Annotated in this window: 25 protein-coding genes and 1 pseudogene; 11 read left to right on the top strand and 15 right to left on the bottom strand. The window is 57.4% G+C overall.

What is annotated here, in order from left to right; translation table 11 throughout:
- The first annotated feature begins 111 nt into the window (after positions 1-111).
- The 3 genes from AC4HNJ_RS18580 to AC4HNJ_RS18570 all read left to right on the top strand — a co-directional run bounded on the left by AC4HNJ_RS18580 (position 112) and on the right by AC4HNJ_RS18570 (position 4,826).
- Positions 112-1,497, top strand: coding sequence for a serine hydrolase domain-containing protein (locus AC4HNJ_RS18580; protein WP_490481097.1), 1,386 nt, complete (start codon positions 112-114; stop codon positions 1,495-1,497).
- A gap of 212 nt (positions 1,498-1,709) precedes the next feature.
- Entirely contained in the window at positions 1,710-1,907 is a 198-nt protein-coding gene (locus AC4HNJ_RS18575; protein ID WP_490481096.1) for a DUF6229 family protein, read from the top strand.
- Between the two features lie 36 nt (positions 1,908-1,943).
- On the top strand, positions 1,944-4,826 hold the full coding sequence (locus AC4HNJ_RS18570; RefSeq protein WP_490481095.1) for a type 2 lanthipeptide synthetase LanM family protein: 2,883 nt from the start codon (positions 1,944-1,946) through the stop codon (positions 4,824-4,826).
- A gap of 134 nt (positions 4,827-4,960) precedes the next feature.
- Here AC4HNJ_RS18570 and AC4HNJ_RS18565 read toward each other — a convergent pair whose 3' ends face one another.
- The 3 genes and pseudogenes from AC4HNJ_RS18565 to AC4HNJ_RS18555 all read right to left on the bottom strand — a co-directional run.
- Positions 4,961-5,440: a helical membrane plugin domain-containing protein gene (locus tag AC4HNJ_RS18565; RefSeq protein WP_490481094.1), complete on the bottom strand. Its 480-nt coding sequence runs from the start codon at positions 5,438-5,440 to the stop codon at positions 4,961-4,963.
- On the bottom strand, positions 5,440-5,826 hold the full coding sequence (locus AC4HNJ_RS18560; protein WP_490481093.1) for a molybdopterin dinucleotide binding domain-containing protein: 387 nt from the start codon (positions 5,824-5,826) through the stop codon (positions 5,440-5,442). The genes AC4HNJ_RS18565 and AC4HNJ_RS18560 overlap by 1 nt, the downstream gene beginning before the upstream one ends.
- Before the next feature lie 5 nt (positions 5,827-5,831).
- Positions 5,832-6,332: pseudogene (locus tag AC4HNJ_RS18555) on the bottom strand (2Fe-2S iron-sulfur cluster-binding protein); the annotation flags it as partial.
- 357 nt (positions 6,333-6,689) lie between these two features.
- Here AC4HNJ_RS18555 and AC4HNJ_RS18550 point away from each other — a divergent pair.
- From AC4HNJ_RS18550 to AC4HNJ_RS18540, 3 genes are all read left to right on the top strand, one after another.
- The gene (locus AC4HNJ_RS18550) at positions 6,690-8,654 is read left to right on the top strand and encodes a hybrid sensor histidine kinase/response regulator (RefSeq protein WP_490481092.1); all 1,965 of its coding nucleotides are present in this window, start codon (positions 6,690-6,692) and stop codon (positions 8,652-8,654) included.
- 202 nt (positions 8,655-8,856) lie between these two features.
- Positions 8,857-9,120 carry a hypothetical protein gene (locus AC4HNJ_RS18545; RefSeq protein ID WP_490481091.1) on the top strand — a complete coding sequence of 88 codons (264 nt, stop codon included), beginning with the start codon at positions 8,857-8,859 and terminating at the stop codon, positions 9,118-9,120.
- A gap of 140 nt (positions 9,121-9,260) precedes the next feature.
- Positions 9,261-9,569, top strand: coding sequence for a DUF3247 family protein (locus AC4HNJ_RS18540; protein ID WP_490481090.1), 309 nt, complete (start codon positions 9,261-9,263; stop codon positions 9,567-9,569).
- 353 nt (positions 9,570-9,922) lie between these two features.
- On the opposite strand, the gene AC4HNJ_RS18535 is transcribed toward AC4HNJ_RS18540, so the two are convergent.
- Complete coding sequence (locus AC4HNJ_RS18535) at positions 9,923-12,856, bottom strand: bifunctional diguanylate cyclase/phosphodiesterase (RefSeq protein WP_490481089.1); 2,934 nt, start codon at positions 12,854-12,856, stop codon at positions 9,923-9,925.
- Between the two features lie 369 nt (positions 12,857-13,225).
- Here AC4HNJ_RS18535 and AC4HNJ_RS18530 point away from each other — a divergent pair, with 369 nt between their 5' ends.
- The gene (locus AC4HNJ_RS18530; protein WP_490481088.1) at positions 13,226-13,642 is read left to right on the top strand and encodes a hypothetical protein; all 417 of its coding nucleotides are present in this window, start codon (positions 13,226-13,228) and stop codon (positions 13,640-13,642) included.
- A gap of 181 nt (positions 13,643-13,823) precedes the next feature.
- Here the strand turns inward: AC4HNJ_RS18530 and AC4HNJ_RS18525 are convergent, their stop codons facing one another.
- From AC4HNJ_RS18525 to AC4HNJ_RS18515, 3 genes are all read right to left on the bottom strand, one after another.
- The gene (locus tag AC4HNJ_RS18525) at positions 13,824-14,849 is read right to left on the bottom strand and encodes an aldo/keto reductase (protein WP_490481087.1); all 1,026 of its coding nucleotides are present in this window, start codon (positions 14,847-14,849) and stop codon (positions 13,824-13,826) included.
- A gap of 509 nt (positions 14,850-15,358) precedes the next feature.
- On the bottom strand, positions 15,359-15,715 hold the full coding sequence (locus AC4HNJ_RS18520) for a hypothetical protein (protein WP_490481086.1): 357 nt from the start codon (positions 15,713-15,715) through the stop codon (positions 15,359-15,361).
- Between the two features lie 293 nt (positions 15,716-16,008).
- Positions 16,009-16,284 carry a hypothetical protein gene (locus tag AC4HNJ_RS18515; RefSeq protein WP_490481085.1) on the bottom strand — a complete coding sequence of 92 codons (276 nt, stop codon included), beginning with the start codon at positions 16,282-16,284 and terminating at the stop codon, positions 16,009-16,011.
- A 126-nt stretch (positions 16,285-16,410) separates the two neighbouring features.
- On the opposite strand from AC4HNJ_RS18515, the gene AC4HNJ_RS18510 reads away from it, so the two are divergent.
- A complete protein-coding gene (locus AC4HNJ_RS18510; protein ID WP_490481084.1) occupies positions 16,411-16,887 on the top strand; it encodes a globin in 477 nt (158 codons plus the stop codon).
- A gap of 16 nt (positions 16,888-16,903) precedes the next feature.
- On the opposite strand, the gene AC4HNJ_RS18505 is transcribed toward AC4HNJ_RS18510, so the two are convergent.
- Together AC4HNJ_RS18505 and AC4HNJ_RS18500 are read right to left on the bottom strand one after the other, a co-directional pair.
- On the bottom strand, positions 16,904-17,101 hold the full coding sequence (locus AC4HNJ_RS18505) for a hypothetical protein (protein WP_490481083.1): 198 nt from the start codon (positions 17,099-17,101) through the stop codon (positions 16,904-16,906).
- A gap of 53 nt (positions 17,102-17,154) precedes the next feature.
- A complete protein-coding gene (locus AC4HNJ_RS18500) occupies positions 17,155-17,379 on the bottom strand; it encodes a hypothetical protein (RefSeq protein ID WP_490481082.1) in 225 nt (74 codons plus the stop codon).
- Between the two features lie 864 nt (positions 17,380-18,243).
- Here AC4HNJ_RS18500 and AC4HNJ_RS18495 point away from each other — a divergent pair.
- Positions 18,244-18,456, top strand: a complete 213-nt coding sequence (locus AC4HNJ_RS18495; RefSeq protein WP_490481081.1) for a cold-shock protein — start codon at positions 18,244-18,246, stop codon at positions 18,454-18,456.
- 45 nt (positions 18,457-18,501) lie between these two features.
- Here the strand turns inward: AC4HNJ_RS18495 and AC4HNJ_RS18490 are convergent, their stop codons facing one another.
- The 4 genes from AC4HNJ_RS18490 to AC4HNJ_RS18475 all read right to left on the bottom strand — a co-directional run bounded on the left by AC4HNJ_RS18490 (position 18,502) and on the right by AC4HNJ_RS18475 (position 20,246).
- A complete protein-coding gene (locus AC4HNJ_RS18490) occupies positions 18,502-18,981 on the bottom strand; it encodes a YaiI/YqxD family protein (RefSeq protein ID WP_490481080.1) in 480 nt (159 codons plus the stop codon).
- Positions 18,978-19,187, bottom strand: a complete 210-nt coding sequence (locus AC4HNJ_RS18485) for a hypothetical protein (protein WP_490481079.1) — start codon at positions 19,185-19,187, stop codon at positions 18,978-18,980. The genes AC4HNJ_RS18490 and AC4HNJ_RS18485 overlap by 4 nt, the downstream gene beginning before the upstream one ends.
- A 73-nt stretch (positions 19,188-19,260) precedes the next feature.
- Positions 19,261-19,578 (bottom strand): YkgJ family cysteine cluster protein, encoded by a 318-nt coding sequence (locus AC4HNJ_RS18480; RefSeq protein WP_490481078.1) that lies wholly within the window; start codon positions 19,576-19,578, stop codon positions 19,261-19,263.
- Positions 19,575-20,246, bottom strand: a complete 672-nt coding sequence (locus AC4HNJ_RS18475; RefSeq protein ID WP_490481077.1) for a class I SAM-dependent methyltransferase — start codon at positions 20,244-20,246, stop codon at positions 19,575-19,577. The genes AC4HNJ_RS18480 and AC4HNJ_RS18475 overlap by 4 nt, the downstream gene beginning before the upstream one ends.
- A gap of 578 nt (positions 20,247-20,824) precedes the next feature.
- Here AC4HNJ_RS18475 and AC4HNJ_RS18470 point away from each other — a divergent pair.
- Positions 20,825-21,475 (top strand): plasmid pRiA4b ORF-3 family protein, encoded by a 651-nt coding sequence (locus AC4HNJ_RS18470; RefSeq protein WP_490481076.1) that lies wholly within the window; start codon positions 20,825-20,827, stop codon positions 21,473-21,475.
- A gap of 184 nt (positions 21,476-21,659) precedes the next feature.
- On the opposite strand, the gene AC4HNJ_RS18465 is transcribed toward AC4HNJ_RS18470, so the two are convergent.
- Complete coding sequence (locus AC4HNJ_RS18465) at positions 21,660-22,190, bottom strand: SRPBCC domain-containing protein (RefSeq protein ID WP_490481075.1); 531 nt, start codon at positions 22,188-22,190, stop codon at positions 21,660-21,662.
- Between the two features lie 28 nt (positions 22,191-22,218).
- Positions 22,219-23,217, bottom strand: a complete 999-nt coding sequence (locus tag AC4HNJ_RS18460; RefSeq protein WP_490481074.1) for a GlxA family transcriptional regulator — start codon at positions 23,215-23,217, stop codon at positions 22,219-22,221.
- A 900-nt stretch (positions 23,218-24,117) separates the two neighbouring features.
- Between AC4HNJ_RS18460 and AC4HNJ_RS18455 the strand changes: the two genes are divergently transcribed.
- Positions 24,118-24,954, top strand: coding sequence for a DUF6216 family protein (locus tag AC4HNJ_RS18455; protein WP_490481073.1), 837 nt, complete (start codon positions 24,118-24,120; stop codon positions 24,952-24,954).
- The last annotated feature ends 654 nt before the right edge of the window (positions 24,955-25,608 follow it).

Here is a 25,608-nt window from a genome sequence, read left to right as displayed (position 1 = left end):
AGGTGCGACGCTTTGTCCCCGCCTCAGGGGTATTCGTCCCAGTTAGCCATCCATTGAGCGGCTTGCGCATGCATGCTCGCAGCCGGTTCGTTCAACGGGAAGCGCACCATCATGGCAAAGCGAATAGGTATTTGGGTGGGGGCAACCATAGCGGTTGCATTGATCTCGACATGGGTGATCTATCGACCGGATCGTGCTGCGCGTGTTGCCGCGGGAATGGCGGCCCATAATCTCTGCTCGGCGGTATTCGTCGCCGGCCTGGATCCGCAAGCGACCTTGAAGGAATTGGTGGAGCCGATCATCGGCCGTCCATTTGAAGGTTGGGTGCGTTATCAGGTCGATCGTGCGCATGGCAGTGTACGCACGACATTTGCGCGTATCTTCCACGCTCGCGCGGACTTCACGCCCGGCTACGGTTGCCGCCTGGTCTTTGCCGATACGTCGCCAGCGCCATCACCAAGGCCCTTGCTGCCTGCACCGACCGCGGATGGATTTGCGCCGGTGCATGAGGTGGTAACGACCCATGATCCGGTTATTCGTGCGGCGCTGGATCGCGTGTTCGATGAGCACCCTGGACAGCCGATCAAAGATGTGAAAGCCGTGGTGGTGGTGAAAGATGATCACGTCATCGCAGAACGTTATGCACCCGGGTTTGGCGTTGACACGCCACTGTTGAGTTATTCCGTTGCCAAGTCTTTCACCAACGCCTTGTTAGGTATTTTGGTGCGACAAGGACGTCTGCGTGTCGACCAACCGGTCGATGCTCCTGAGTGGAAGCGCCCCGATGATCCGCGCCGACGCATCACCATCGAGGACCTGTTGCGTATGCGTAGCGGGCTTGCCGTGGAGGAAGCAGCCAACGGCTTCAGCCCCGTGGCTCGCATGGAATATCTGCATAACGACATGGCTGCCTATGCGGCGAAATTTCCATTGCGCCGCCCCGTCGGCACGGACTGGGATTACACCTCCGGCAATACCTTGATCATCGATCGATTGATGGGTCAGGTCGTTGGCGGCGGGGCCGTCGGCATGCGCAGTTTCGCGGAACGCGAATTGCTGGAGCCGATGCATTTGAGCGGATTGACGATGGAGTTCGATGGCTCCGGCGCGTTCTTCGGATCATCGTATGTCTATGCACCGGCACGCACCTATGCGCGTTTCGGTGAATTGTATTTGCACGACGGCGTGGCGCCGGATGGCCAACGGATCCTGCCTGAAGGCTGGGTCGATTGGTCGCGCCGTTGCACGCTCGGGACCTCGTATGGTGCGGGCTTCTGGACCAACGATGGTGCGAGCCGGTTTGCCGCATGGCGTGTCGCGCAAGGTTTTCCCAAGGATGGGTTTTTCGCCAGCGGCTTTCTTGGGGAGCGTATTTACATCATTCCTTCGCAAAAATTGATCATCGTGCGTTTTGGTTATTCGAGACCACCGGATTTTGGCATGGAGGACGACATGGCTCTGATTGCCGCGGTGATCCGCGCGACGTCCGCCAGGTAGGCGCATCGCTTGTATGACAGCAGGCCGAGCCACCACTTTTGCGTTTCGTGATCCGGGATGTGTAGGCCGCGTGAAGGCATATGAAAATCAGTTGACCGCTTAGGAGCGCATGATCTATACCGTGCACGCGGCTTCGCAATGAAGCTGCTGTGTGCGCAAGAGCAACTCGTGTTGGCTTCAATGTCCTTCTTATCAAGGCAAAGGAGAAAGTCATGCTTAATGCTCAAGACAAGATTCACCAGCTTCGCAACCAGGCCGACGAATACAGCCCGGCAGGGCCGCTTTTCGTCAGCGGGCAATTCGCTGAATCCGATATCGTTTCCACCACCAACGTGGCCACGCTCGGAACGGCTTGCTCCGGTCACTGTGGTTCTCTCTGCACGGGCTCAGCCACTGCCGAATGCTGCTGATCGACAGTGGCATCCGTCGCCTCTGCGGATAATTTCATGCCATCGCTGGGTTGCCTGCTTGCGCCATCATTGGACAGGCTGGCGACCCAGCTTGCGCGTGTTCCGAGGCTTTCTTTGCACGAGCGCGACATCCTTCATGAGCAGACGCGCGAATCCTTGCTGTCCGTTGTGCATGCGAAGCTCACCCGGCTATTGCTCGTCGAGTTGAATGCCGCGCGCATCGGTGAGCGCCTGGGCGGCGCAGACAGCGTGGAACGTTGGAACGAATTTCTCGAACTTAGCTCCCGACGCGAGTTCTGGGACGAACTTGCCGAGCCGTACCCCACGCTGCTGCCGCGTATCGAATGCATGATTTCGGATCGATGCGAGGCATCCTTGCAGTTGGCGCGGCGATGGAGTGCCGATCGCGCAAAGCTCTCAACGTTATGCGGATGCGATGCCGGCGAGCTGCTTGCCTTGAGCTTCGGGGCAGGGGACAGCCATTGCGGCGGTCTTACGGTGGCACTGCTGGAATGCGAGGGCGGTCGCCTGGCCTACAAGCCGCGCTCGGTGACGGTGGACGCGGTCTTGCAAACGTTCATTACCGAGCTGACTGCTGATCATGGCCAGCCTTTGCATATTCGCGTGCCGCGCGTCATCGACGGCGGCGATTATGGCTGGGCGGAATTCATCGATCATGCATACGCCCAAGATGATGAGGAACTTGGCCGCTTTTACGAAGGCATCGGGCAGTGGCTTGCCATCATGCATCTGCTGGGTGCCAGCGATATCCATGCTGAAAATCTGATCGCGCATCGCGATATGCCGGTCGTGATCGATTGCGAAACCTTGTTCACGCCCCGCGTGCGCGTGCCGGAATCGGGTTTCGGCATGGCCTTGGATCATGCTGCGGACTTGATCGCCGGTACGGTATTTCATATTGGCCTGTTGCCAGGCCGCGCGCAGGCACTGGGGTGGCGCGGCGTCGATTATTCCGGCATCGGTTCGCTGCCTGGTCAACAACCCATGTTGCGCAAACCCACCCTTCTCAAAGCGGGTACGGACGAGGCGCATCTTGGTACGACGCTGGTGCCCGTGCCGATCGCCAAAAATCATCCCAGTCCGGAACCCGCGCTGGCGACGTACTGGCCCAGGGCGCTGGATGCATTCGACGCACTGACGGCAACGCTGCGGCGATTGGACGAATCAGGACACCTGGCATCGCGACTGGAGGCATTCGCCGATTGCCGCATCCGTGTCGTGCTCCGCAGCACCGAGGCCTATACAGAGATTGCCCGCATGCTTTGGCATCCGGCATCCCTGCACAATGAGGCGCAGGCGCGCCAGCGTGCGCGCGATCTGCTGTCCAAGATGGCGGTGCACATGACCTCCGCTCCCTCGGATCCGGCCGTTATCGAAGGTGAAATCGAAGACCTGTTGGTCGGCGATATTCCTTTTTTCGGGGCGACGGTGCGCGATGGGCAATTGGTTGGTTCGCGCGGTCACGCTTGGCGTACGGCCGGTCATCTTGGCAGCGCGGCTTTGCAGCACTGGCGCGCATCCGATTTTGGCTTTGAGCGCAAGGTGATTCGTGCTGCGATGGTCAGCGCTTATCTCAACGATGGCTGGAGTTCTCACCCTGGGCAGTTGCTGCCGTTGAAGCTGCGTTACGGCGATCTGGATGCGCGCAGGCGCACACAAGCTGCACGCATCATGCAAGGCGTATTGGACAATGCCATCCGTAGCGATGACGGAACCGTCGCATGGATCGCGCCAGTACTCGGGCCGAGTGGCTGGGCCTTGCAACCGCTCGCCGCCGATTTGTACGGCGGACTCTCCGGCCTTGCCTTGCTTGTCGCTGCCTATGAACGCGAAACCCATGCCGGACGCGCCAATGCGGTCGCAGGCATTGACGCATTGTCGATCGCCCTTCAACACACCCTGCGATTGGTAGAAGCCAAATTGCTTGAGAGTTCCAGCGAAGGTATCAAAATGCGTCCGCCGCCGCCGGGGGCCTATATTGGACTGGGCGCACAGATCTGGACGCTGCTGATGCTCTCAGCGTGGGGCAGTCATGCCGCGGATGGATTGCAGCGCGCGATGGCGCTTGCCGATGGCATACCCGAAGCGGTTGCCGCAGACGAAACCCATGACATCCTTACGGGCCGCGCCGGCCTCATTCCCGTATTGCTGCTGCTCGCCACGCATACTGGCGGCGCGCGCTATCTGGATATGGCAGTGACCTTGGGCGATCAATTGTGCGAACTGGCGCAGCGCGACGGTGATCGTGCGTACTGGGTTCACCCGCACATGTGGCCACAAGGTCTGGGTGGTTTTGTGCATGGCGTGACAGGTGTGGGCTGGGCGTTGTCGAAGCTTGCGCGAGCGACCGGCGAGCAGCGTTTCGAGCAGATGGCGCAGGCGGCTTTCAACTTTGAAGATGCCGCCTTCGATAGCGAAGAGGACGCATGGCTGGATCTGCGCAATCTGGGCGGTTCGCGCTCGGCGACCATGTGGTGCCATGGGTCGACTGGCATCGGTCTGGCACACATCGACCTGGATCCGATGCTGATGCATCCGCGCACGCGTCCACTCTTGCGGCGCGCAGCCAGTGTCAGCGCCAGGCGAGGACTGGGCTGGAATCATTGCCTGTGCCATGGCGATCTCGGCGTATGGGAACTACTCGATCAGGCTGTGGCGTATGGCGAAGCACCCGAAGACCTCACGCGGGAAGGATTGCAAGCGCATATCCTGACCAGCCTGGAGGATTATGGCCCTTCGTGTGGACTGACGCGCGATGTCTTCGTGCCGGGCTTGCTGACCGGCGTGGGCGGTGTTGCGTATCAGCTTTTGCGCATGCATCCGGAGAGCAATCTGCCCTCTGTGTTGATGCTAGGGCCTGTTTACACCACTGGCGTAGCACGCGTTGCCGTTGCGTAGCCGTCAGGTGGTAGTGCGTGGCGCAGGCTTGGCTGGCTGCCAAATCAAGCCGCGCTGCCGCATGGCGGTTACGCAGCGGCAATCCGAAGGGCTGGCTCTGTTTGCCTGCCATACCGGCCGATAGCGTTGGCGCATCATGCGTTGCTGGGTTTTCCGGTAAACGCGGAGATGGGTTTCTCCGGCACGGGTTTGCGCAAGCCTTCGACTAGCGCGACCAGCCCTTGCATCCATGGTGCGAGTGCACGCCATGTTTCCTCATCCTTGAGTGCATGATAAAAACCGCGCACACCCGGCGCCTCCCGTTCGGCAGGCGGTTCGGCGGTCGCAGCGAGCAAGGCATCCCTGAAAGTTGCAAGGATCTTGTAGAAGCGCGAGGGTGGAATGTGCGCCAGCACCATCGCGATGGCGGCGATGTTCTGAATGGCGCAGCGTGAACCTTCCAGGTTGAGGCCTTGTACGAGGATGCCGGCAATATCGTCTTTGCCTGCGGCCAGATCATTGGCGAGACGCAGCACGCCGGACCGATGCAGGGTTTCCAGCAGACGATCGAGTTCTTCACGCGCAGTGGGTCCTATGACGGGCGGCATGGGTTGGTAGCTGAGCGGTTCGGCCATTACAAGGTCTCGGGATGTTCGATGTTTGCCGGCGGCTCGTGGTACTCGTGCCGTGCCCATTTCTGTTTCGCATTCGGGCCGCGATTAGGCGTGGGTTTGCCATAGCGATGATTGCGATAAGGCAAGGGAGGCTCGCTTTTCGGCTGGGGCAATTTTTCGATGCGAACCGCGGTTTCCTTGTAGGCGGGCGTGTCGACGTCGGCATCGTGATGTTCGCCGGTAAGCGTATTGATGCCCGGCTTGGAGTGATGGATAGGCCGGTACTGGGTGTTGCCACTGACACGCTCCGTCACTGTCGCCCTTACATCCACATGAGCGCGGCGGGAAACGATGCGCAGCCAGGTGCCGTCCTCGATACCGCGCTCAGCAGCCAATGCGGGGCTCACCTCCACGTTTCATTGACCTCGACATTTTGGCATGCCTCCACACAGCGTCCACACAGGATGCATTGATCCGGGTCATAGGTGTAGAACAGGTTCGATTCATCCTTGGGATACGGCTTGCGCGTGAAGGGATAGCGCTGGATCGCAATATCCATGTCCGCAAAGGTATTGTGAAGTTGGCAGTCGCCCGTGTTGTTCTCGCATACGCTGCAATAAAGTTCATGCTTGGCGAGGATGCGATCCATGCCTTCTTCGCGTGCTTTTTTTGCGGTTGGCGATGCGGTCATGATCACGTCGCCCTTCTGGACGCTGATCGCACAGCTGCGCAGCAACTGGCCGTTGACCTCGACCAAGCATGTATCGCAAGTTTGCAGCGGCCCTAGCGTTTTGAGATAGCACAGATGCGGTACGGTGATGTGCAGCCGCTCGAACGCGTCGATCAATCGCTCCTCGGGATACACCAAGTGCTCGACGCCATCGATGAGAACAGTGTTGAACGTATCTGGCATGCATAAGCCCGGCAAAAAGTCGAAAGATGCCTGCGCTTCTTCCTGCAGGTTCTTATCGATCACTTCTGCCACTGCGCCTGTGTGCGGATCGGTTACCCCAGGTGATGCTTCTGTGAATGTTTGATGCGCGTGTGCGTTAATTCCAAAAAAATATGCGCGTATGGGCTTTTGTCGGACTTGTTTCGGGTCCACAATCGACTGCAACCAAAGTACATTGATTGAGCGATCTGTCATGCTTTCGTGATGACGCGAAGGCATGCGTGGCGATGTTAAGGTCGCTGGCTGGCGTCATCATGTGATCTTCCGCCTTGTTTCCCTGTGCTTCATGGGGTGTTGAATAGGGCAAAAGGCACTTATATGTCTGCAAAACTCCTTGGGACCGCTCTCGCCGCGTGGACCGAAGAACCTAGGTACCGTCTTATGGTCGAGTCGATCTCCGACTATGCCATTTTCATGTTGGACCCGAAGGGGCTTGTCACCCATTGGAATCCTGGCGCAGAGCGCATCACCGGCTATGGCGTCGAGGATGTGGTCGGTCGTCATGTCGAGTGCTTCTACGCACCGAAAGACAAGGAAGAGGGCCTCCCCCAGCGTGAGTTGCATATCGCCCGCGACCAAGGTCGCTTGCAAAGCGAAAGCTGGTGGGTGCGGAAGGATGGGCACCGTTTTTGGGCGCAAACGTTGATTGATCCCGTTCATGACGAACATGGCGAATTGATCGGCTTTACGCAGTTCACGCGTGATCTTTCTGATCGCAAGCGCGCCAACGAGACGCTGGATCGCAGCGAGCAGCAGTTCCGGTTGCTGGTGCAGAGCGTGACCGATTACGCCATCTATATGCTGGACAGGGACGGCAACGTCACCAGTTGGAATTACGGTGCACAGCGCATCAAGGGTTACAGGCCGGACGAAATTATCGGCAAGCATTTTTCCTCGTTCTATACGCAGGCCGACCGTGAAACCGGCGAGCCACAGAAGAATCTGGCGCTGGCAGCCTCCGGCGAGCGCGTGAAAAGCGAGGGTTGGCGTGTACGCAAAGATGGCTCCTGCTTCTGGGCGCATGTCGTACTCGATCGCATTCTCGACGACAACGGCGAGCTGCTTGGTTTCGCCAAGGTCACTCGCGATGTGACGGCGCAGCATGAAGCTGCGAAGGAACTGGATTGCGCGCGCGAGGCGTTGTTCCAATCCCAGAAGACCGAAGCCATCGGCAAGCTCACTGGTGGCGTTGCGCACGATTTCAACAATCTGCTGATGGTGATTCAAAGCTGCCTGGACATGGTGCAGTTGAAGCTGCCTGACGACTCGCAACTGCACCGGCTGGTGCGAAACGCTCAGTCCGCGGTGCAGCGTGGTTCGGCGCTGACCCAGCGCATGCTTGCGTTTGCGCGCAAGCAGGAGTTGCGCGTGGCACCGGTCGACATCGTTTCCCTGGTGGGAAACATGACCGAACTGCTGCGGCGCTCGCTAGGACCGCTAGTCCACATCAGCACCTTGTTCCCCGCAGCGTTGAACTCGGCAAGGACAGACGCGAATCAGCTGGAGCTGGCGCTGATGAATCTGGCCGTGAACGCGCGCGATGCGATGCCGCAAGGCGGCAGCCTTACGATTGCCGCGCGCAATGTCACCATCGATGCCACGCATTCCACTCGCCTTGCGCCAGGCGATTACGTTTGCGTCTCGGTGACGGACGAAGGCGATGGCATGGATGAGGAAACCCTCGCCAAGGCGACCGAGCCCTTTTTCACTACCAAAGGCGTCGGCAAGGGCACCGGCCTGGGTTTGTCCATGGTGCATGGGCTGGTGGAACAATCCGGCGGCCGCATGGTGATCAAGAGCAGCAAGGGCTTCGGTACGCGTGTGGAGTTGTGGCTGCCTAGTGTTCGTTCGGGAATCTTGACGGCGCAGCACGAAGTGTTGCCGCCCGTCTCATCCAGGCCGGTGGTGCATCTGGGCAGTTTGCGCATCGTCATCGTGGACGACGACCCATTGGTGCGGGACGCCACCAGCGTGGTGCTATTGGATCTGGGGCATACGGTCATCGAGGCCGCCTCGGCGGAAGAGGCTTTGCACATTCTTGAGCGCGATCCGGATGTCGATCTGTTGATTACCGATCACGCCATGCCGGGCATGACCGGCGCGCAGCTTATCAGCGAGGTCAATATCCGCTGGCCTAGGCTGCCGGTGGTGCTGGCTACCGGCTACGCGGAAATTCCTGCGGATTTGAGCGACGGCGCTACACGGCTGGGCAAGCCGTACGATCGCGCCGATCTGACGGAGGCGATCCAGAAAGCGATGGAAGACCGGGGTATTCAGGCCTGAAATGAATGCAAGGCTTGAGCAGGACTGCCCTGGCGAGAGCCCGGCAGAGGTGGGGCGCGGCACAAGGCAAAACGTTTTTTATTCGTCAGCCGCGCGGGGTTTCGACATTACGAACGCCTAACGGCGCTGAGCGCACATTAATTGTCCGGGCAGCGGAAAGGCCGCTGTCGCGGGCAACCGTCAGCGTGATGGAGGTCGATTCATGAACACCCCGGGTTCAAGCACCTCTGGCTCGCCGCACTCGTTGTGGCACCTCAGCACCTGGTCCGATTACCTCAGCCGCATCGTGCGCCCTGGCAGCAGGACGTCCGCACGGCAGATTCCCATGCACATGACGCGGCGGCAGGAATTGCTGCTGGCACAAGAACAGAAGCGCAGGGAACAGCGCGCGCACGTGCTCGAATTGCTGCGCGAGGTCAAGGAAAAGAACCAAGCTGCTGCACACGGCAGCAAGCTCAAGGCGTAAGCCGTTTCATTGCGGCTGCGTCCATGCTGACGCGGCTGCCACATCCGCTTTACGCCGGACCATCCAAGCTAGCGATGCGTAAACGTGCGCTGGGTACGGCATGTTTGCGCGCAAATGGGATACGGGCAAACAGGTGTGACATGGGACGTAGGGCCAAACGCGTATTCATCGATGCGGGCGACATCGCCGTCCTGGAAAAATGGGTAGACGAGCTTGCCGTCAATGCATCGGTGCGGATCATCAAGCACGATGGCGAAACAGTCGAGGGTACGGTGAGCGTGACACCCACCGTGCAAATGTTTCTTGATCCTCACGATCAAGAGGGCATGAATGGCTTAGTGCGGCTGATCGACAGCCATCGCCCGGGGTGGGACGGATTGGTGTGGCTAGGCGATATCCGCGGCATCGAACATCTGGATTCGGTGCGGACAGGAGTCAGCAGGGCGTAATTGTTTTACTAGGGCCTGTTTACATTACTGGCGTAGCACGCGTTGCCGTTGCGTAGCCGTCAGGTGGTAGTGCGTGGCGCAGGCCTGGCTGGCTGCCAGGTCAAGCCACGCGCTGCCGCATGGCGGCTACGCAACAGCAACCCGAAGGGCTGGGTCTGTTTGCCCGCCATACCGCGGCATCGCTCAGGCGTGGACCGACGTACACGCCTTCGCGCTTCCTTGTCTGGCGCGCAAACAGCTCCCAGCGCGAGCCACGCCAGTAATGTAAACAGGCCCTAGAGGGCCTGCCTTCCGAATCAGCTCGGGCTGTTCGCGAGGATGCTCTTTGCATGCGTGCAGCGCGGCTGCATGCGTTATGTTCTTTGCAGCGCTTTCCAATGCGCCATAGGCGCCGGGCTGCCGAGCAAATAGCCTTGCCCCATTTCGCATCCCATGCTCACCAGCGCGTTCATCTGTGCCTGGGTCTCGATGCCTTCGGCGATTACCTGGATGTTGAGGGCATGCGCGAGCGCGAGAATGGCCGCTACGACAGTGGTGGTGTTGCGGCTGGAAGCTTTGTCGAGTTCATGCACAAAAGCGCGGTCGATCTTGAGCATGCGCAACGGTAGCGAGTGCAGATAGCTGAGCGAGGAATAGCCGGTGCCGAAATCGTCCAGCGCGGCACCGACCCCGGCCGAGCGCAGGCGATCGAGCATGGCGCGTACGCTCTCCGGATTATCCAGCAGCGCGCCTTCCGTGACTTCGGTGATCAGGCGCGAAGGCGCAAGGCCTGTGCGTTCCAGCATTTTCAGAACGCGCGCATCGAAATCGGCATGACGCAAGTGCAGGGCCGAGACGTTGAAGGTGATGAACGGCTCGGTGGCTGCCTGCTGCGCCAGCAAGCGGCAACTCAGCTCGAACAGGCGCCAGTCGATGGCTTCGATCAGTCCGCTGTCTTCGGCAATTTTCACGAACTCGGAGGGTTTCAGCAGGCCGCGCTGCGGATGATTCCACCGGATCAGCGCTTCGTAGCCGACGACCTTGCCGTCCTTGAGCTGGCAGATCGGTTGGAGGAAGGGTTCGAATTCATTTTGCCGCAAGGCTTTGCGCAGTTCGCTTTCCATCGCGAGCACGTCGACCATGCCTTTGGCCAGGGCTTCGTCGAACACCGCGAAGCGTTTGCGACCGAGCTGCTTGGCCTGATACAGCGCCATGTCTGCATCGCGGATCAATTCGTCGGCATCCAGGTAGGTGGCATCGCCGCAGGCGATGCCGACGCTGACGGACGGTTCCAGTTCCTTGCCGGAAATGCGCAGCGGCAGTGCGACGGCCTGTAGCACGCGGTCTGCCACCATGGTGGCGGTATCGAGGGATTCGATGTCTTCCAGCAGGATGGCGAATTCATCGCCCGAAAGCCGCGCCACCATGTCGGGTTCACGCACGTGTGCAAGCAGGCGCGTGGCGATTGCTTTGAGGAATTCATCACCGGCGAGATGGCCCAGACTGTCGTTGATCACCTTGAAGCGGTCGACATCCAGGTAGAGCAAGGCGCAGCGCCGTTCGTGTTCCGTATGGATACGGTGTAGCACGTGGTCCAGGCGTTCCCGCAGATAGCCGCGATTAGGCAGGCCGGTGAGGGGGTCGTGCATGACTTGATGATGCAATTGCTGCTGCATTTGCTCGCGCCTGGCGATTTCTGCCCGCAGTTCGCGCGTGCGTTCTTCCACGCGGTGTTCCAGCCGCAGATTGGCCAGGTGCAGCGCAGCGGCAGAGCGCCTGCGGTAAATGCTGTTGGCGATCTGCAGTGCCACGAAGCTCAACAGTTCTTGTTCTGGCGCACCGTAGTTGGCGTGGGTATCGTAGCTTTGCACCACCACTAGCCCGATGACCGCTTCGTCGACCTTCAACGGCACACCCAGCCAATACGCGGATGGTTCGCCGATATGGTGGGGCACCACTTCACCGCTGCGGGTCAGCGCAATGATGTCTTCGCGCGTGCCGGACCAGGGCAGGCCGCGTCGAAGCACGTATTCGGACAAGCCTCGGCCAACCGGACGCGAAAGCGTGTGGCGAACGCCGACGTCGATGTAATAGGGAAATTCCAGACGGGTGCGATCGTCGCTGAGCAGCGCGATGAAAAAGTTTTTTGCGTCGAGCAATCGTTCCACGACGGCATGCACACGCTCGTAGAAAGTGTTTTCGTCAATGTCGGCGGTGGCGAGCTGGGCGATCTGAAAAAGCGCCTCTTGTAACTGTTCCGCACGCTGCCGCTCGCGCACTTCCTGGCGCAGGCCGCGGTTGACCTCGTCCAGTTCTTCGGTGCGCTGTCGCACTCTGAGTTCCAGTTCGTCCTTGCTTTCCTTGCGTTCCAGTGCGGTGAGGATATGGCTGCCCACGAATTCCAGCAGGGTCAAGTCATCGCGGGAGTAGACGATGCCCGTGCCATAACTTTGCACGACCAAGGCGCCGTGCACCTGGCCGTTACGCAGCATCGGGATGCCTAGCCAGTCATCGCTGTCAGGGCCGGAGAGAATCAAGGGGCCGTTGACCTGTTCCAGCAGTTGTTCGTTGCTGCCTATCAGCGGCTTGCCTTGGGTAAGCAAGTACCAGGTGAGTGTGTGCTTGCGTTCTTTGAGTGGAATGTCGCGGTTGGTTTCCGGCTGGTCCTCGTCTTTGCTGTCGGCGTAGTAGAGAAACCGCAGTGTGTTGTGTTCTGGGTAGTAGCGGACGATGAAAAAGTTTTCCGCGTACATCAGCCCGCTTACGATGCGGTGGATTTCCCGCAGCATATCGGGCATGTCGAGGCTGGAGCCGGCCAGATCGGAAATCGCAAACAGAGCGCGCTGCAGATTTTCGGAGTGCTCCAACTGGCTGAGCGAATCATGCAGCCCGGCCAACTTGATTGCGTGATGAAGCTGGCGCACACCGAGCTGCAGGTAATAGCCGGCACTCGCCAGCACGGCCTTCACGCTGTCTTCGTCCGAAGCGGTCAGCAGCAATACGACGCGCTCTTCATTCAGCAGGCAAAGGGCGTGTCGTTTTCCATTGGCGGAGATCTGGATACCTTCCGCCCCGCCCCAGGCCGCTTCGGCCAGCACGAGATCTTCCGGCGGCAGTGACGGGGAGGACGTATCGCGGGCGGTGAGGCACAGCACCGTGGCATCCAGGCAACGCGGATGCGTGCGCAGCAAAGACTCGATCAGCGCGCTGACTTCTCCTGGCGTCGAGGCTTCGATCAGGCAGCCGAGCCAAGCCGCGTGTTTAGGCTCTTGCGTGGATTTGGCGGGGATAGGAAGAATCCGGCTCATAGCCATCCGGTCTGCCGTTGTGGCGTGCCTATCAACGAGTACCTGTGGTGCAAGGAACGTGAATTTGCACAAATAGCGGCCTCATCCTGTCGACACACATCAGTAAGAATGTATCGGCAGAAAGGTCGGCCGCTTTAAACCCGGCAGCTTCAGGCTGCCGGGCCAGCATACGCCGCTTCAGGCGCGGTGAGGCAGTGGATCAGCTTGGGCAACGAGGTGGCCCTTGATGCTTGCTGGCATTCATGCACGCTGCCCCTGTGGGCCGTTCTACGGCAAATTCGTACAATCCCACCCTGGCCCTCTCCCTGTGGGCATGAGGGGGAGATATGTGTAGCTAGAATTCGATCTAGATCAGGAAGGAGAAAAACCGTGCACAGGGTTGTTGCTTTCGCTATCGCTATCGCTACCGCTTTTCTTGCCGGTTGCATGACCATCGGACACAAGGTCGACCTGACCAAGATCGCCTCATTCCAACCGGGTGTAACGACGATTGCCCAGGCCGAAACCATCTTGGGGCCGCCGTTTCAGACATCGCGTATGCCCGACGGCAGCCAGCAGCTTCAATATGTCACCCAGGTGGAGCAGCTAGCGGATGACAGCACGCCGGCTACCGGTTCGCAGATTCCCAAGCATACGGATAAGACCGTTTCCACCATGCTGAGCTTCGACCAGAACGGGCATTTCGTGCGGTCGTGGTCCAGTGCCAGCAGCCACAACAACACGTGGCCCAGTGATCTGGGACATATGAACCAGGGCGATGTGCCAATGAGGTCATCGGGTGGCTAAGCCTCGTCCGTGATATCCGGAGCCTGCAGGCAGGTTCCGTGGCGGTGCGGAAACGTTGCATGCCTTGGAAGATAATGGTGGTGGCCGAGTCCATGCATCGGCTGCATCGGCTGCATCGGCGCAAGCGCCTCCCCTTGCTTATTGTGCGAAGGGGAGGCGCGTCGGGACGGGGCGGCCTGACTCAGACCGGCGGCGGATTGCGTTCGGCAAAACCACGCTGATGCCAGTACGGATAAACCGGGGCGATCTCGCTGGCGGCATCCAGCTTGGCGACTTGTTCGGTAGTGAGATTCCAGCCGATCGCGCCGAGGTTTTGTTGTAACTGTTCCTCGTTGCGTGCGCCGATCACCACGGTGGATACGGTGGGGCGCTGCAACAACCAGTTCAGTGCAATCTGCGGGATGCTCTTGCCGGTTTCTTTCGCTACCTCGTCCATCGCGTCGATCACGCGGAACAGATATTCGTCATCCACCTGCGGCCCCATGTCGCCGGTCTTGTGCAGGCGGCTGACGGCTGGCAGTGGCTGACCGCGGCGAAGCTTGCCGGTGAGGCGTCCCCAGCCCAGCGGGCTCCACACCACCGCGCCAACGCCCTGATCCAGGCCAAGCGGCATCAACTCCCACTCGTAATCGCGGCCGATCAGCGAGTAATAGGTCTGATTGGCGACATAGCGCGAGTAGCCATAGCGGTCGGCCACGGCCAGCGACTTCATCAGATGCCAGCCGGAAAAGTTGGATACGCCGAGGTAGCGGATCTTGCCCGCGCGAACGAGGTCATCCAGCGTGGAAAGGGTTTCTTCCACCGGCGTCATGGCGTCGAAACCGTGCAGTTGGAAGAGGTCGATGTAGTCGGTGCCCAGGCGCTTGAGTGCGCTGTCGATGCCCTGGATCAGGTGGTAGCGCGAGGAGCCTACGTTGTTCGGCTCATCGTTGAAGCGAAAGGTGGCCTTGGTGGAGATCAGCACCTTGTCCCGGCGACCCTTGATCGCTTCGCCCAGGATCGATTCCGATGCGCCGGAAGAATAGATGTCCGCGGTATCAAACATGGTGACGCCGGCATCCAGGCAGACATCCACGAGGCGGCGTGCCTCTGCTACGTCCGTATTGCCCCACGCGCTGAAAAACTCGCCCTTGCCACCGAACGTGCCGGTTCCAAAGCTCAGCACGGGCACTTTGAAGCCCGATGCACCAAGACGTCGATATTCCATACAAGCATCCTCTCGATTGATGGATTGGTAAGGTCAGCCCACTACCTTTATTGTCGATCTGCCGGATTGCAAGGGTGGGCAGGGTGGTTTGGAGGATCGGGCAACAAGCTCGCTCAATTGGATAGCGCACGCCTAGCAGATCCGACTCATGCAGGATGAGGTTGCAGGAACATGCTTATTAGCCGGACAAGAGTCTGCTTTGGCCTCGTGGCACCCTCCGAGCCATTTTTGGTCAGCATCGCCGCGGCGGCAGCTTGCCGCCATGGAAGGCGCGCCTGCAGAACACGGTGTTGCTGCCCCTGGCACTCAAACGGCAAGCAGGACGTAGATGGCGATCGCAGCGCCCGCTACAGCGTCGACCGCATGCGTGTTTTACGCCGGTCGTGCAGAAGATAACGCGGTAAAGCACGCTTACCCTCGGCTTCGTTTTTTTTCATAAAGCAGGATCAGGCGACACTGGCTTGGTACGTGGAGAACGGTAGCGTGCGTCGGATGCTGCGACCTTGCTCTCAAGGCTTGTTGGCGTCGACCACCGTTGAACCGGGGATTTCATGGGCGACAAGTTTATTGATGTCATCAGAGGTCTGATTGGCTGCCGCCAGGACGATGACCGTCTGCGATGCGCCCTGAGCATCGCGAACAACCCTGCTTACTACCCGCGACGCGGGTTTCGGCTGTTTGACCAATGCATGCGCGTAATGTGCCAGGCAGCGTGAAAATGCCGGGTTTTGCATATCGCAAAACGCCATGTTGGCGAGAGGTGTCGATCCTGGCGCATACGCCAGATTCGTTTTGCAGCCCGTTGCGTTGTCCGATGAGGACATGCAAATGGCCGTAACGCTTCCTGTGGTGGCCGGCAGGATCATGGGCACCGGTGTGGTGGCGTACGTCGATGCCGGTCGCGCAGAGGCAGGTTGCGCTACGGTGGGATAAATAGAGCCCGCGATATGCGACGCGTCTTGCCATGGCGGCGGGTTTATGGGCATTCCTGCGCTTTGCGCCTTGGCGCATAAGGGCAGGGCAAGAAAGAGCAGAGCCGCTATACAGGGTGAGGTTTTCATAATCCTTGTCCTCTCGAATTAAGGCCAGGATTGAAACGTCGAGCCTTCCCTGGCTTCAAAAACATCCGTGATTTGAAGACAGATACCGGATGTAGCGCTTATCGGCGGGAGCTGATTCGAACGGAGCCAACATACTCCAGAGAAAGCGCGGCGGCTTTTCTGGGAAAGCAAAAATCTTTGCGTGGCGGAAGAATTTCCAGCAGGTTGTGATGGGCATCACTTTTGATTTGAAAGCTAGCATGATCGATCAGATCGCGGCACGCGGCGATGTGAAAAGATTGTGATGATCCCGGTGATTCGGCAAGAAGCCACCAGGCCGCGTCACGACGTGATTCAGGCGCTTTTTCCAGGCGCCCCGACTTGATCTGAATCAATTCCTGCCTGCGCAGGTTTCCGCAGGATATCCAGGTGGTCTGCGAGGCAGGCCATTGCAATGCATGGACGCAATCTACCGATCAAGAAGCGCCGATACACCAGTTCGCGCGGGATAAAACATAGCCATGACGGACGCCTACGACGATCTGCAACAAAGCTACGGGCGCTGCCTGCGCGACAAACACTTCATCGATCGCTTCTACCAAGAGCTCATGGCAAGCGATCCGAATATTCCAGCACTGTTTGCCAAAACCGATATGGGTAAACAGCGTGTGGCGTTAAGGCGCGGCATCAGCATTGCGATTCTGCACGCAGCGGGCAGCGCACTCGCCAGGCAAGCGGTGGAAAAAATGGCAGATGTACACAGCAAAGCGGGGCGCGCACCGATTGCCCCGCATTTCTACAACTGTTGGCTTGAAAGCTTGCTCAAGGTGATTGCCGAAACAGACCCTATTGCCGACACCACACTCATGACTCGCTGGAGCCGGGCAATGGATACGCTTATCCAGACGTTTGTGCGGCGATATGAGATGGTTTCTAGCAGAGAAGGTCTCACCCCGAGAACGCCAAGGCGAAGCGTCGAGCCTGGGGCCATCGACTAGCTTTCCAGCGATAGGGTCAAAGTGCTACCGAGGCGTACATGACGCCGCGAGCTGTGAGTTTCCATCGTCCATCATCACGCACCACCATGCCTTTCTGCTGCAAACCGAACATCCTTTCCGCGGTCATCAGTTCGCGATCCCAGCTGGTGTGAAATCGCCCCATGAGCGAGCGCATGACCCGGTGCTCTGTCTGAGAGATGCTCGAGCTCGTCATGGCGTGTTTCCTCGCAGGTGAAGCTGTTTTCGAGCGAATTGCTTTGTGTGGCGTTAACGGATGATATCCAGCACGTAACGATCGTAGATAAATGGCCTGAAGGCGGCGACTAATTGCCTGGACTTCCCATTGACCGATGTCTGTACGAGATCACCTTGGCATGGCATGGATGCGCCTTCCTTGTAGAAGATCATGCCGGTTTGGATGTGGGGAACTTCGCTACGGGAATGGTGTGCGTCATCGGTAAAGGTAACGCGGTTTTGTAGATGTGCGGACATAAGCAGTCCTGGCGCCTGCCATGCGACGCTAGTCTTCTCTCGAAGGCATTTTATGAGCGATGGTGAGCGGCACGCTGCTGTTCAAGGGGTGATGCGTACGGTTTGCAAAATCAGCGCTTCGAGAGGAAGGCACGAGGCGTAATCGGGGGGTGATTCGAATGACGCCACTTGACGTTGTGGTGGCACGCCTGCTGCCTGTGTCTTTGGTTTTCATAATCATTCCGCGGAACAAGACGGAGATTCGCGAACAACGTCAGTTGGCGATTGCATTGACCAACGAACTAGCGTCGGCTCTTCTTGCCTTTGGACTCCGGGAGTGGCGGCGGAGAGCCAGGATGACCGGGGGCACGACCAGCGAATGACGTTCTTGCGTAATAAACCTCTTGGGTGCCGGCGGGGGTCTTTTCTTCTGTTTTTGCGGAAGGCGCATAGACGTTATGTATTTGCGCCAATGACATGGGCGCATTGCGATAAGACATGATTAGTCGGCCTCTGTGGGCGGGCGGAGAACCGCTCGGGGTGATAAAACGGCCTTGCATAACGCCAAGGTGGAATGGCTCAGAGGCGAGAGTATGCCGTCGCAGACTGAGATGACGGCTTTTGCACCTTCCGTCACGGGGTGATCATGCGCGTGTACGTGTTAGATAAAGGTAATGCGTACGGAGGGCGCTCACCTGGACAGGAAACCTTTTATTTGCTTTTTGGAGCTGTGGCATCTAATCTGCTATAGCTGAGTTTCAAGGGTCACCTGAATTGTGGCCCGATGCTGTAGGTAAAGTTTGACTACACCGTTGTACCCGCTTCCACCTTGTAACCAGCTTTTTCGCCGCTATGCGGCTTCATTTGTTGCAAGGAGAAATAACAATGTCCCAGCCTGAAACGGGTACTGTGAAGTGGTTCAACGATGCCAAGGGCTTTGGCTTCATCAATCGGGATAAGGGTGGCGACGATGTGTTCGTCCACTTCCGCGCGATTCAATCCTCGGGCTTCAAGAGCCTCCAGGAAGGTCAGAAGGTGTCGTTCATCGTGACCCAAGGGCAAAGAGGCCTGCAAGCCGATCAGGTGCAGGTGGTCTGAGTCCACGCAATGTTTGGAAAGAGCCCGGCCTTGAGCCGGGCTTTTTTATGTCTGCCTGGAACATTTTACTAACCAGCTGTCGAGTTCATTGGCAAACGACTGGCGATCGCGTGTGTGGGAAGCAGAACGGCTGCTGGTGTAAACACCTATGTTGCGCAGTTCTTCCATGAAGTTTCGCATCGATAGGCGCTCGGCCATGTTTTCAGGGGTGTAGCGTTCCCCACGCGGGCTGATGGCGGCGGCGCCTCTCTCAATCACTTGCGACGCCAGCGGAATATCCTGCGTGACGACCAGGTCGCTGGAGCGAAGGCGCGCGACGATTTCGGAATCGGCCACGTCGAATCCATCCAGCACTTGCAGCGTATGGATGTAATGCGAAGAGGGGCAGCGCAGTTTGCGATTGGCTACCAGGGTTACATGGACCTGCGCCCGTTCAGCAGCCCGGAACAGGATGTCCTTGATCACGCCTGGGCAGGCATCGCCATCGACCCAGATCTGAGGGGCGATGGTGTCCGTTTTATTCACAGATAACCTGTGGGCGGCTTCCGTCCTGCGTCATCAGGTTTAGTGTCTTCGCGTGTGGTTTTTTTCTTGGCTTGCTTTTCGTCCTGCTTCTTTTTTTTCGCAAGTTGGCGTTGGCGCTTTTCGTGGGAATAGTTGATTTTTACCAAGAGGATACCCTCAAGAGAAGGAGTGGGGATATTTCTGCGCTCCAAGGCGATGCTTGCCAAGCGAGCAGACGAAACGGATGCAGAGATTTTGGAAAGTGCAGCGCTTGCACGTGCGTCGAGGCGTTTTTACGCCCTAACCGTGTGGTTGGATTTGAGCGGCTTGTTCGACATAGTCCGCGCGAATGGCTTTGCAGTAAGGGCCGTTCATCACGAAACGTCGGCACACTGAAGGGCGAGTTTCATAAATGCCGCAGTTCATATGGCTGCCGTCTACCGCAACGCACCAGCCTTCTTCATCTCGCGCCATGACGTGAAGTCCATTGGGCAAATGAGTGGTGAGATGAGAGGGAATGTTGTCCTCGGGTTCCAGGACAACCATCAGACGGCAACAGACCGCATCACACTTTGTGCATTTCGCGGCCCCTGTTGTCTGCATGTTCGATGATTTCATATCAGTGCAGAACCTCTATGGCGTGTGTAGTGCAACAGGTGGCCACGGTACGGTGGCGAGTCGCGGTCATCCATAGGACAGCGCTCCTCCATCAGCGTGAATCCCTGGGTTGCCAGAAGCCGACTGAAACGATTGCTGTGACCACGACCGGGGTCAGTCATCAGCACCTCTGCATCCGGATAGGCATGTTGTTCGACGACCCTTGCCAATAGCTCGGCATGGTCTATCTCATAAAGTACGTCGCTGGCGATGATGAGGTCGAAGTGCCCCAGTGTGGGAAGCGCCACGTTCCAGCGTAGCTGACGGTAATGCAGTGCAGGCAACTCGTTGAGCGCAGCGTTGTATGCCAAAAAAGATTCAGCTAGGGGGTGCATATCCGAAGCAACGACGTCGGCGCCGCGATGCTGCAGGACAAGGCTGGCCAGGCCAATGCCACATCCAAGCTCCAGGATGCGTTTGTTGGAGATATCAAAGCGGTGCATGGCTTGTGCGAGCAAACGGCCAGACGGCCATACCTGACCGAACAGGCTCCATTGGGCGGAGGAAATGCCCAGCCGGGAAGCGTGGCCGTCAGGGTCGGAAAACTGTTGCTTATCGCTGAGAACGCGCAGACGGTAGACGTGCCCGCCAATGGACACCCGCTCATTGCGGGTGGAATAACCTGACATGGACACTCCCGAAAACCATTCCGCCGACGGAATGGGGAACAACGGTGAAAGGGAGCGAGGCAAGCGGCCGTAGAATGACCGGGTGGAACGCGCGAAATGAGGCGTAACTGGCCGCTATGTTACATCAGAGCAGCCCGTGAAACGTCTAGGGGCGGAAAACCGGCGGTATGGGGCTGGAGTGGGGCGTAGGGGCTCCTGCGGCGAAGCGGTGTGTGTTACATCCGTGACAGGCACCTTATCGATCGCTTTCACCGAGCTGGTAAGCGACCGGGCTTTGCCCTCATTTCGCTTACGTCGATATGGGTAAATAGCGAGCGAAAAATGTCACCATGCTATGCATGGCAGCCAGCTTGTTCGTCAAACACTATTCGTTCAGATAAGGGCGGATATGTACGGCCCGGAGTCGCGGGATTTCTTGGAACTCCCTGGTGAATACCCTCAAAAATATGTTCATTTTTGAGAATCTGCCCTATTTCTTTACGGGTTGCCTCAAAGGCGGCAGCTCGTTGGCAGATAGGAGAGCAGCCTGCTAAATGAGGTAAGGTTTTAATTTTCAAACCGCTCAAAGGTTAGAGATGATGGGCAGCAAGAACGTCAAGTCAACGAGGGCCGTCAAAACCGAAAGGGATGCTGATCACATCTACCGACTTCGCGTCGAATTGGACAGAACCGAACCATTGGTTTGGCGTCGAATTGAGATGCAAATATCATCTTCGTTTTGGGATTTGCATGTCGCTATCCAGGATGCATTTGGGTGGCTGGATTGCCACTTGCATCAGTTCGAAGTGTCTTCACCTGTTGGAAGCACCCATATCGGAGTTCCCGATGAGTTCGCTCAAAAACCCATTCTTGAAGGTTGGAACACACAACTTTCAACATACCTTGGGAAGGTTCGGACTCTGACGTATCTATACGACTTTGGCGACGATTGGCAGCACACCATCCATCTTGAAGGAACCGAAGAAAGCGACGGTGGAAATTATCCACGTTGCTTGGCTGGTGAAAATGCAACACCTCCGGAAGACTGCGGCGGTGTGTATGGGTATGAAAAACTCAAGCAGGTGCTGACAGGCCCGAAGAATGCCCGATATCGAGAGATGCGAGATTGGCTCAAGGACGGTCACGTCAAAATCTATTGGCCGTTTGACTCGACAGACTTCGAACCTGGCGATGTGCAATTCACCAACGCAAAATTGCGGCTCAAGCGATTTCTAAAAAATATGAATTGAAGAACGTTGTGCTGAATTCTTCATTCTCTGTATCAGTTGCTCATGCTTGAACTTGGCAATTTCATGTATTGGCCAGAGAAGGGGAGAAAGCGACTGCTTTGACCAGTCCATCGATGGCTTCATGGACGCGACGATGCTCAGCGTTCGACTGTGCGTTGAGAGGAGGTCAGTTTTGAAGCGGCGCTTACTCGTGCCCAGCCTTGGCGGCGTTTGCGAGGTTCCTGAGCAGGCTGTCTTCGCTTTTCTGCAATGCGGCGGAGTCATAGAACCAAGTAATCAGGAAGCCGCTCATGGATTCACAGCTTTCGACCTTGGTCCTATTTGGACTCAGTGCGGTCAGCACAAAAACGTGAACGGCTCGGGCTGTCGCAGCTCTGCCCGTCCACGCAACTATCTTGGGTGGTGCGACGAGTGCTACTCGTGAATGAATAGTGGTTCTACCTGTTTGCCAGGTGAATGTCGCACCGGTGCTTAGTGTGCTGGCGCCGCTGACGTTGGAGATGTCTGGTTGCCATTGAGGCCATCGGGAGACATTCGCCAAAATGCGCCATACGCGCTCCCGCGGCGCTTCGATGATGATGGTGGATGATGCTTTGATTGGTGCGTCTTGCTGGACAACTCCATGGCTGGCAAGTGAGGCCAGTTCTTGACCCGAAGGGCTGCAGGCTCCAAGCGCGAAGCAACCGGAAACGGCGAATAGGTGTGCGATTTTCAACTGCCACTTGCTGAGCGTGTGGGGGCGGCTACGCGTAGACTGCCGGGGGAGTTGGCTCACAGCCGCTGTCTCCGAATCTCTGGCGGTAATTAAGGGGTGAGAGTCCAAAGCTTTGCTCGAAAGCTCTCCGGAAGACATCGTCACTGGCGAAGCCGACGGCAGCGGCCAGATGGGACATGCGACAGGAACCTGAGCATAGGATCTCACGTGCCCGGTTCAGGCGTGCGGCTTTTACATAGGCCGCCGGTGAAGTATGAAAGGCCTTCTGGAAGCGCCTCCCGAACTGTCGCACTGAGAGGTGAGCAAACGCGGCCAGCGTCTCGATCGACAAATCGTCAGCCAAGTGTGCGTCAATGAAAGCCGCTACCTCGCCAATGCGGCCATGTGCGGCAACTTGATTGCGCAGAGGCTCGGAATATTGGTTTTGGCCGCCCGTACGCTTCAGGTAGACGACCAACTCGCGCGCCACACACAGTGCAGCGGATCGACCCAGATCTTCTTCGATCAACGCCAGGCTCAGGTCGATCCCGGCCGTGATTCCGGCCGAGGTGTAGAAACATCCATCCTTGATATAGAGCGCGTCAGCCGTAACTTGAAGTGCAGGGAAGCGATCTGCCAGGTCACTAGCGAAACGCCAATGTGTTGTGACGTTTCGGCCGTCCAGCAGACCGGTCGGCGCGAGACCAAAGATGCCTGTGCAGACCGAAGCAATCCGACGTGTCGTTGACGCTCGTTGCTGAATCCAGGCGGTGATGATGGCGTTAGGGCTGGCCCGTCGCAGCCCCGCCCCGCCAGGCACAATGAGCGTATCCAGACGCGGGCAGTCGAAAAGCGTGACACCAGGCTTAAAGATCAGTCCCGATTCGGCAGTGATTGCGTGGCGTCGCAGGCCGACAGTGACAAGGTCATAGGCCCCCGTCCCCGCACTGGCGGCGGCAAACGCATCCATAGGCCCAACCAGGTCGAGCGCCGTGAGGCCATCAAATAGGAGAAAACCGATACGCCGGGGTACGGAAGCATGTCTCATAAGGCGAATGTAGTTTATGCAGGGTTGGCCGGCGCGACATTTTTCCTACTATTTCGGACATGTGCGCGACCGAAGCCGCCGCCCCGCTGCGGATCAGTGTGCCGGATTAACTACCCCGTATTCGATCGCGCTCATCACTCAGCCGAGGCAAGATGAGCGGTCTGGTGCTGCCGTCCACGTAGGCCATTCCCTTAGCGTTTGGCACGTCCTCTCTCCTGAGTCGTTCAAACATGTTTCCAAGAGCATAGCCCAAGGCTGAAGCTATCAATCTGGCTGTGTCCGATCGTGCCCCTTGCGGGCTTCGGAGAATAAAACGCGACCCGATTTGACCTTGCAAATCCCCAGGAACGAGAAAGCGGACATAAAGTCCGCTTCGTCGTTTTAAAAGCAGGAGTTTTGGCATTTCGATACCTCAAACGATACCTTCGAGGTATCGTTTGAGGCGTCAAATTTCTCTTTGAAAAATCAAAGAGGCCAAGTTGTATGGTGGAGGTGGCGGGATGGCGAAATCCACTTTTCCAACGACCACTTAAGTCTATAAGTCTTCTCGATTTCTTATAGATTCGACGGCAAAAATTTGGTACCTCACTTGATAGCTTCATCATAGCAAGGCATCTCCGTGCTGGGATGAACCGCGATGATCCAACTTCGCAGGCATCGGGGAACTGCTCGATGCCTGTAGAAGGATTGGTTGTTGGAGAAGTTCGATTCCCTCGATAGGAATCGAACCCATGTCCAACACCAGTCACAGCTTTGCAGGCCGTTGCACAACCACCTTGCCACCCAATGCCGACCAACAAGGGGGGCAGGGGGACAAGTCACGGACTGGGGAACAATCTCAACCTTTGAGATCCAGGTCGTCTACAAGGCAGGTACATCAACCAGGTACAGGGGTAATACATGGGAAATGAACTGCTCACGGCCTTGACCTCATGGATGACGCTGGCCGTCTCTGTGTTGGTCCCTGTCACGCTCGCTTGGATTGTTTACCAAACTCAATCCTCTTACGTCCTGAAAGTCAGGGTGTGGAAGCTTGTCAACGGGAAAGTGAAATCCAAAGACCCTGACATTCAAGGCTTTTTCGACGAACAAGAAATGTTGATGTTTTTCCGCTTCACACAGACCGATGCAGATGATACCGCTGACATGAAGCGCTACATTCAGTGGTCAAAGAATACTGGGATTCCCTTGTGGATGGTGCGGAAGTCGAAGAACTATTTCGACAAGGAAAAGCTCTGTATCAAAGACGGTGACGTCAAGGTGCTTGGATTCAACAAGTTTTCTCTGAGGCTTCTTTCAACAGTCCTCTTGTTGGGGGCCATGATGATGTTCTTTGTTTTCATTACCCCTCAAGCAATCATCCGTTTGAATGCCTCTGGGCAGTGGCTATCCTTGGGTGCTGACAACGCACATGTGATGTTCAAGGGGAAGACGGAGGCGCTCACAAAAAGTGAGTGCAATTCACTCTCGGCAGAAGAGATCAGTGGTTCTAAATTTCAACTCCAAGACGCCAAAATTCTCTGCGATGGCTGGAAAGCGCCAGGGGGTGTTGAGTCCTTTGTTGAAACAAATGTCAGTGGACAGCGGAAAGTGAGTGGGTGGCTTCTGCTGGTTTTGATTGCCTATGCTTCCAGCACGTGGTTGGGTGCGTCCCGCGCTCAAACGGCTCAAGAAGTTCATCGTCGCTTGGAGTCAAAGCAAAAAGACGCGCCAACTGATGGGACGGTGGAGGTTTAGTCAGTGCTTCACGTTGTGAGTGTGCTGTCATGGTATTCACCATGACAGCATGATGCATCGCCATACTTCCTCACGACACGGACAACGGGGAAGGCTATACCTTTGCTTCACCAACGCGAATCTGATGGTTGCATTTCTGCCTATCTGATGGACTGGGCCATCCATTCAAAAGGTGGTGGTCCAGGGTGCAAGTCGTGCCACCCACCTGTCATCCACCCTGTCATACCGAACTCAGATGAGCACATAAGTTTAAATAGTTGTCGCTTTTTCTTGCGTTTGTTCGATGTTCCTTACGACCTCACCATAACCCCATGTCCTTGCTCATGTTGATGGTTAAAAATCACATTTCCTTCACGCTCCAAAATGGTTGACTATGTGATGAGGGTCTCAGAAGGGACTCGGGCAGTGACAATCTAAGGACTGGCCAGGAAAACGGCCAAGCACGCATACAGGGGGCTGTGAGCGTGATAGGGGTTTCAATTCAAGAAAGCCGACACCTTGCTGGGAACATCAGGGGCGGTCGACTTTTGCAGTTTGAACAGTAAGTTCGGTTTGTACGCAGTTCGGAGGTCTTTCATTCAAGGGCTTCAATCCTTGGGTGTGGCTTCTGAACTACGCGCTGCATACGTTGGGCATGAACTCGATTACGAACAC

The organism is Dyella sp. SYSU CM1112, assembly GCF_058216415.1.
Note: the sequence above shows the minus strand (reverse complement) of the source record. Positions and strands in the feature narration are given on the sequence as shown.

Coding starts and splice junctions, on each gene's coding strand:
- AC4HNJ_RS18470 (WP_490481076.1), top strand. CDS start 20,825: ATGGGCAGCAAGAACGTCAAGTCAACGAGGGCCGTCAAAACCGAAAGG.
- AC4HNJ_RS18510 (WP_490481084.1), top strand. CDS start 16,411: ATGACGGACGCCTACGACGATCTGCAACAAAGCTACGGGCGCTGCCTG.
- AC4HNJ_RS18580 (WP_490481097.1), top strand. CDS start 112: ATGGCAAAGCGAATAGGTATTTGGGTGGGGGCAACCATAGCGGTTGCA.
- AC4HNJ_RS18500 (WP_490481082.1), bottom strand. CDS start 17,379: ATGTCCGCACATCTACAAAACCGCGTTACCTTTACCGATGACGCACAC.
- AC4HNJ_RS18505 (WP_490481083.1), bottom strand. CDS start 17,101: ATGACGAGCTCGAGCATCTCTCAGACAGAGCACCGGGTCATGCGCTCG.
- AC4HNJ_RS18480 (WP_490481078.1), bottom strand. CDS start 19,578: ATGAAATCATCGAACATGCAGACAACAGGGGCCGCGAAATGCACAAAG.
- AC4HNJ_RS18460 (WP_490481074.1), bottom strand. CDS start 23,217: ATGAGACATGCTTCCGTACCCCGGCGTATCGGTTTTCTCCTATTTGAT.
- AC4HNJ_RS18455 (WP_490481073.1), top strand. CDS start 24,118: ATGGGAAATGAACTGCTCACGGCCTTGACCTCATGGATGACGCTGGCC.
- AC4HNJ_RS18550 (WP_490481092.1), top strand. CDS start 6,690: ATGTCTGCAAAACTCCTTGGGACCGCTCTCGCCGCGTGGACCGAAGAA.
- AC4HNJ_RS18475 (WP_490481077.1), bottom strand. CDS start 20,246: ATGTCAGGTTATTCCACCCGCAATGAGCGGGTGTCCATTGGCGGGCAC.
- AC4HNJ_RS18545 (WP_490481091.1), top strand. CDS start 8,857: ATGAACACCCCGGGTTCAAGCACCTCTGGCTCGCCGCACTCGTTGTGG.
- AC4HNJ_RS18575 (WP_490481096.1), top strand. CDS start 1,710: ATGCTTAATGCTCAAGACAAGATTCACCAGCTTCGCAACCAGGCCGAC.
- AC4HNJ_RS18535 (WP_490481089.1), bottom strand. CDS start 12,856: ATGAGCCGGATTCTTCCTATCCCCGCCAAATCCACGCAAGAGCCTAAA.
- AC4HNJ_RS18495 (WP_490481081.1), top strand. CDS start 18,244: ATGTCCCAGCCTGAAACGGGTACTGTGAAGTGGTTCAACGATGCCAAG.
- AC4HNJ_RS18520 (WP_490481086.1), bottom strand. CDS start 15,715: ATGATCCTGCCGGCCACCACAGGAAGCGTTACGGCCATTTGCATGTCC.
- AC4HNJ_RS18570 (WP_490481095.1), top strand. CDS start 1,944: ATGCCATCGCTGGGTTGCCTGCTTGCGCCATCATTGGACAGGCTGGCG.
- AC4HNJ_RS18525 (WP_490481087.1), bottom strand. CDS start 14,849: ATGGAATATCGACGTCTTGGTGCATCGGGCTTCAAAGTGCCCGTGCTG.
- AC4HNJ_RS18540 (WP_490481090.1), top strand. CDS start 9,261: ATGGGACGTAGGGCCAAACGCGTATTCATCGATGCGGGCGACATCGCC.
- AC4HNJ_RS18565 (WP_490481094.1), bottom strand. CDS start 5,440: ATGGCCGAACCGCTCAGCTACCAACCCATGCCGCCCGTCATAGGACCC.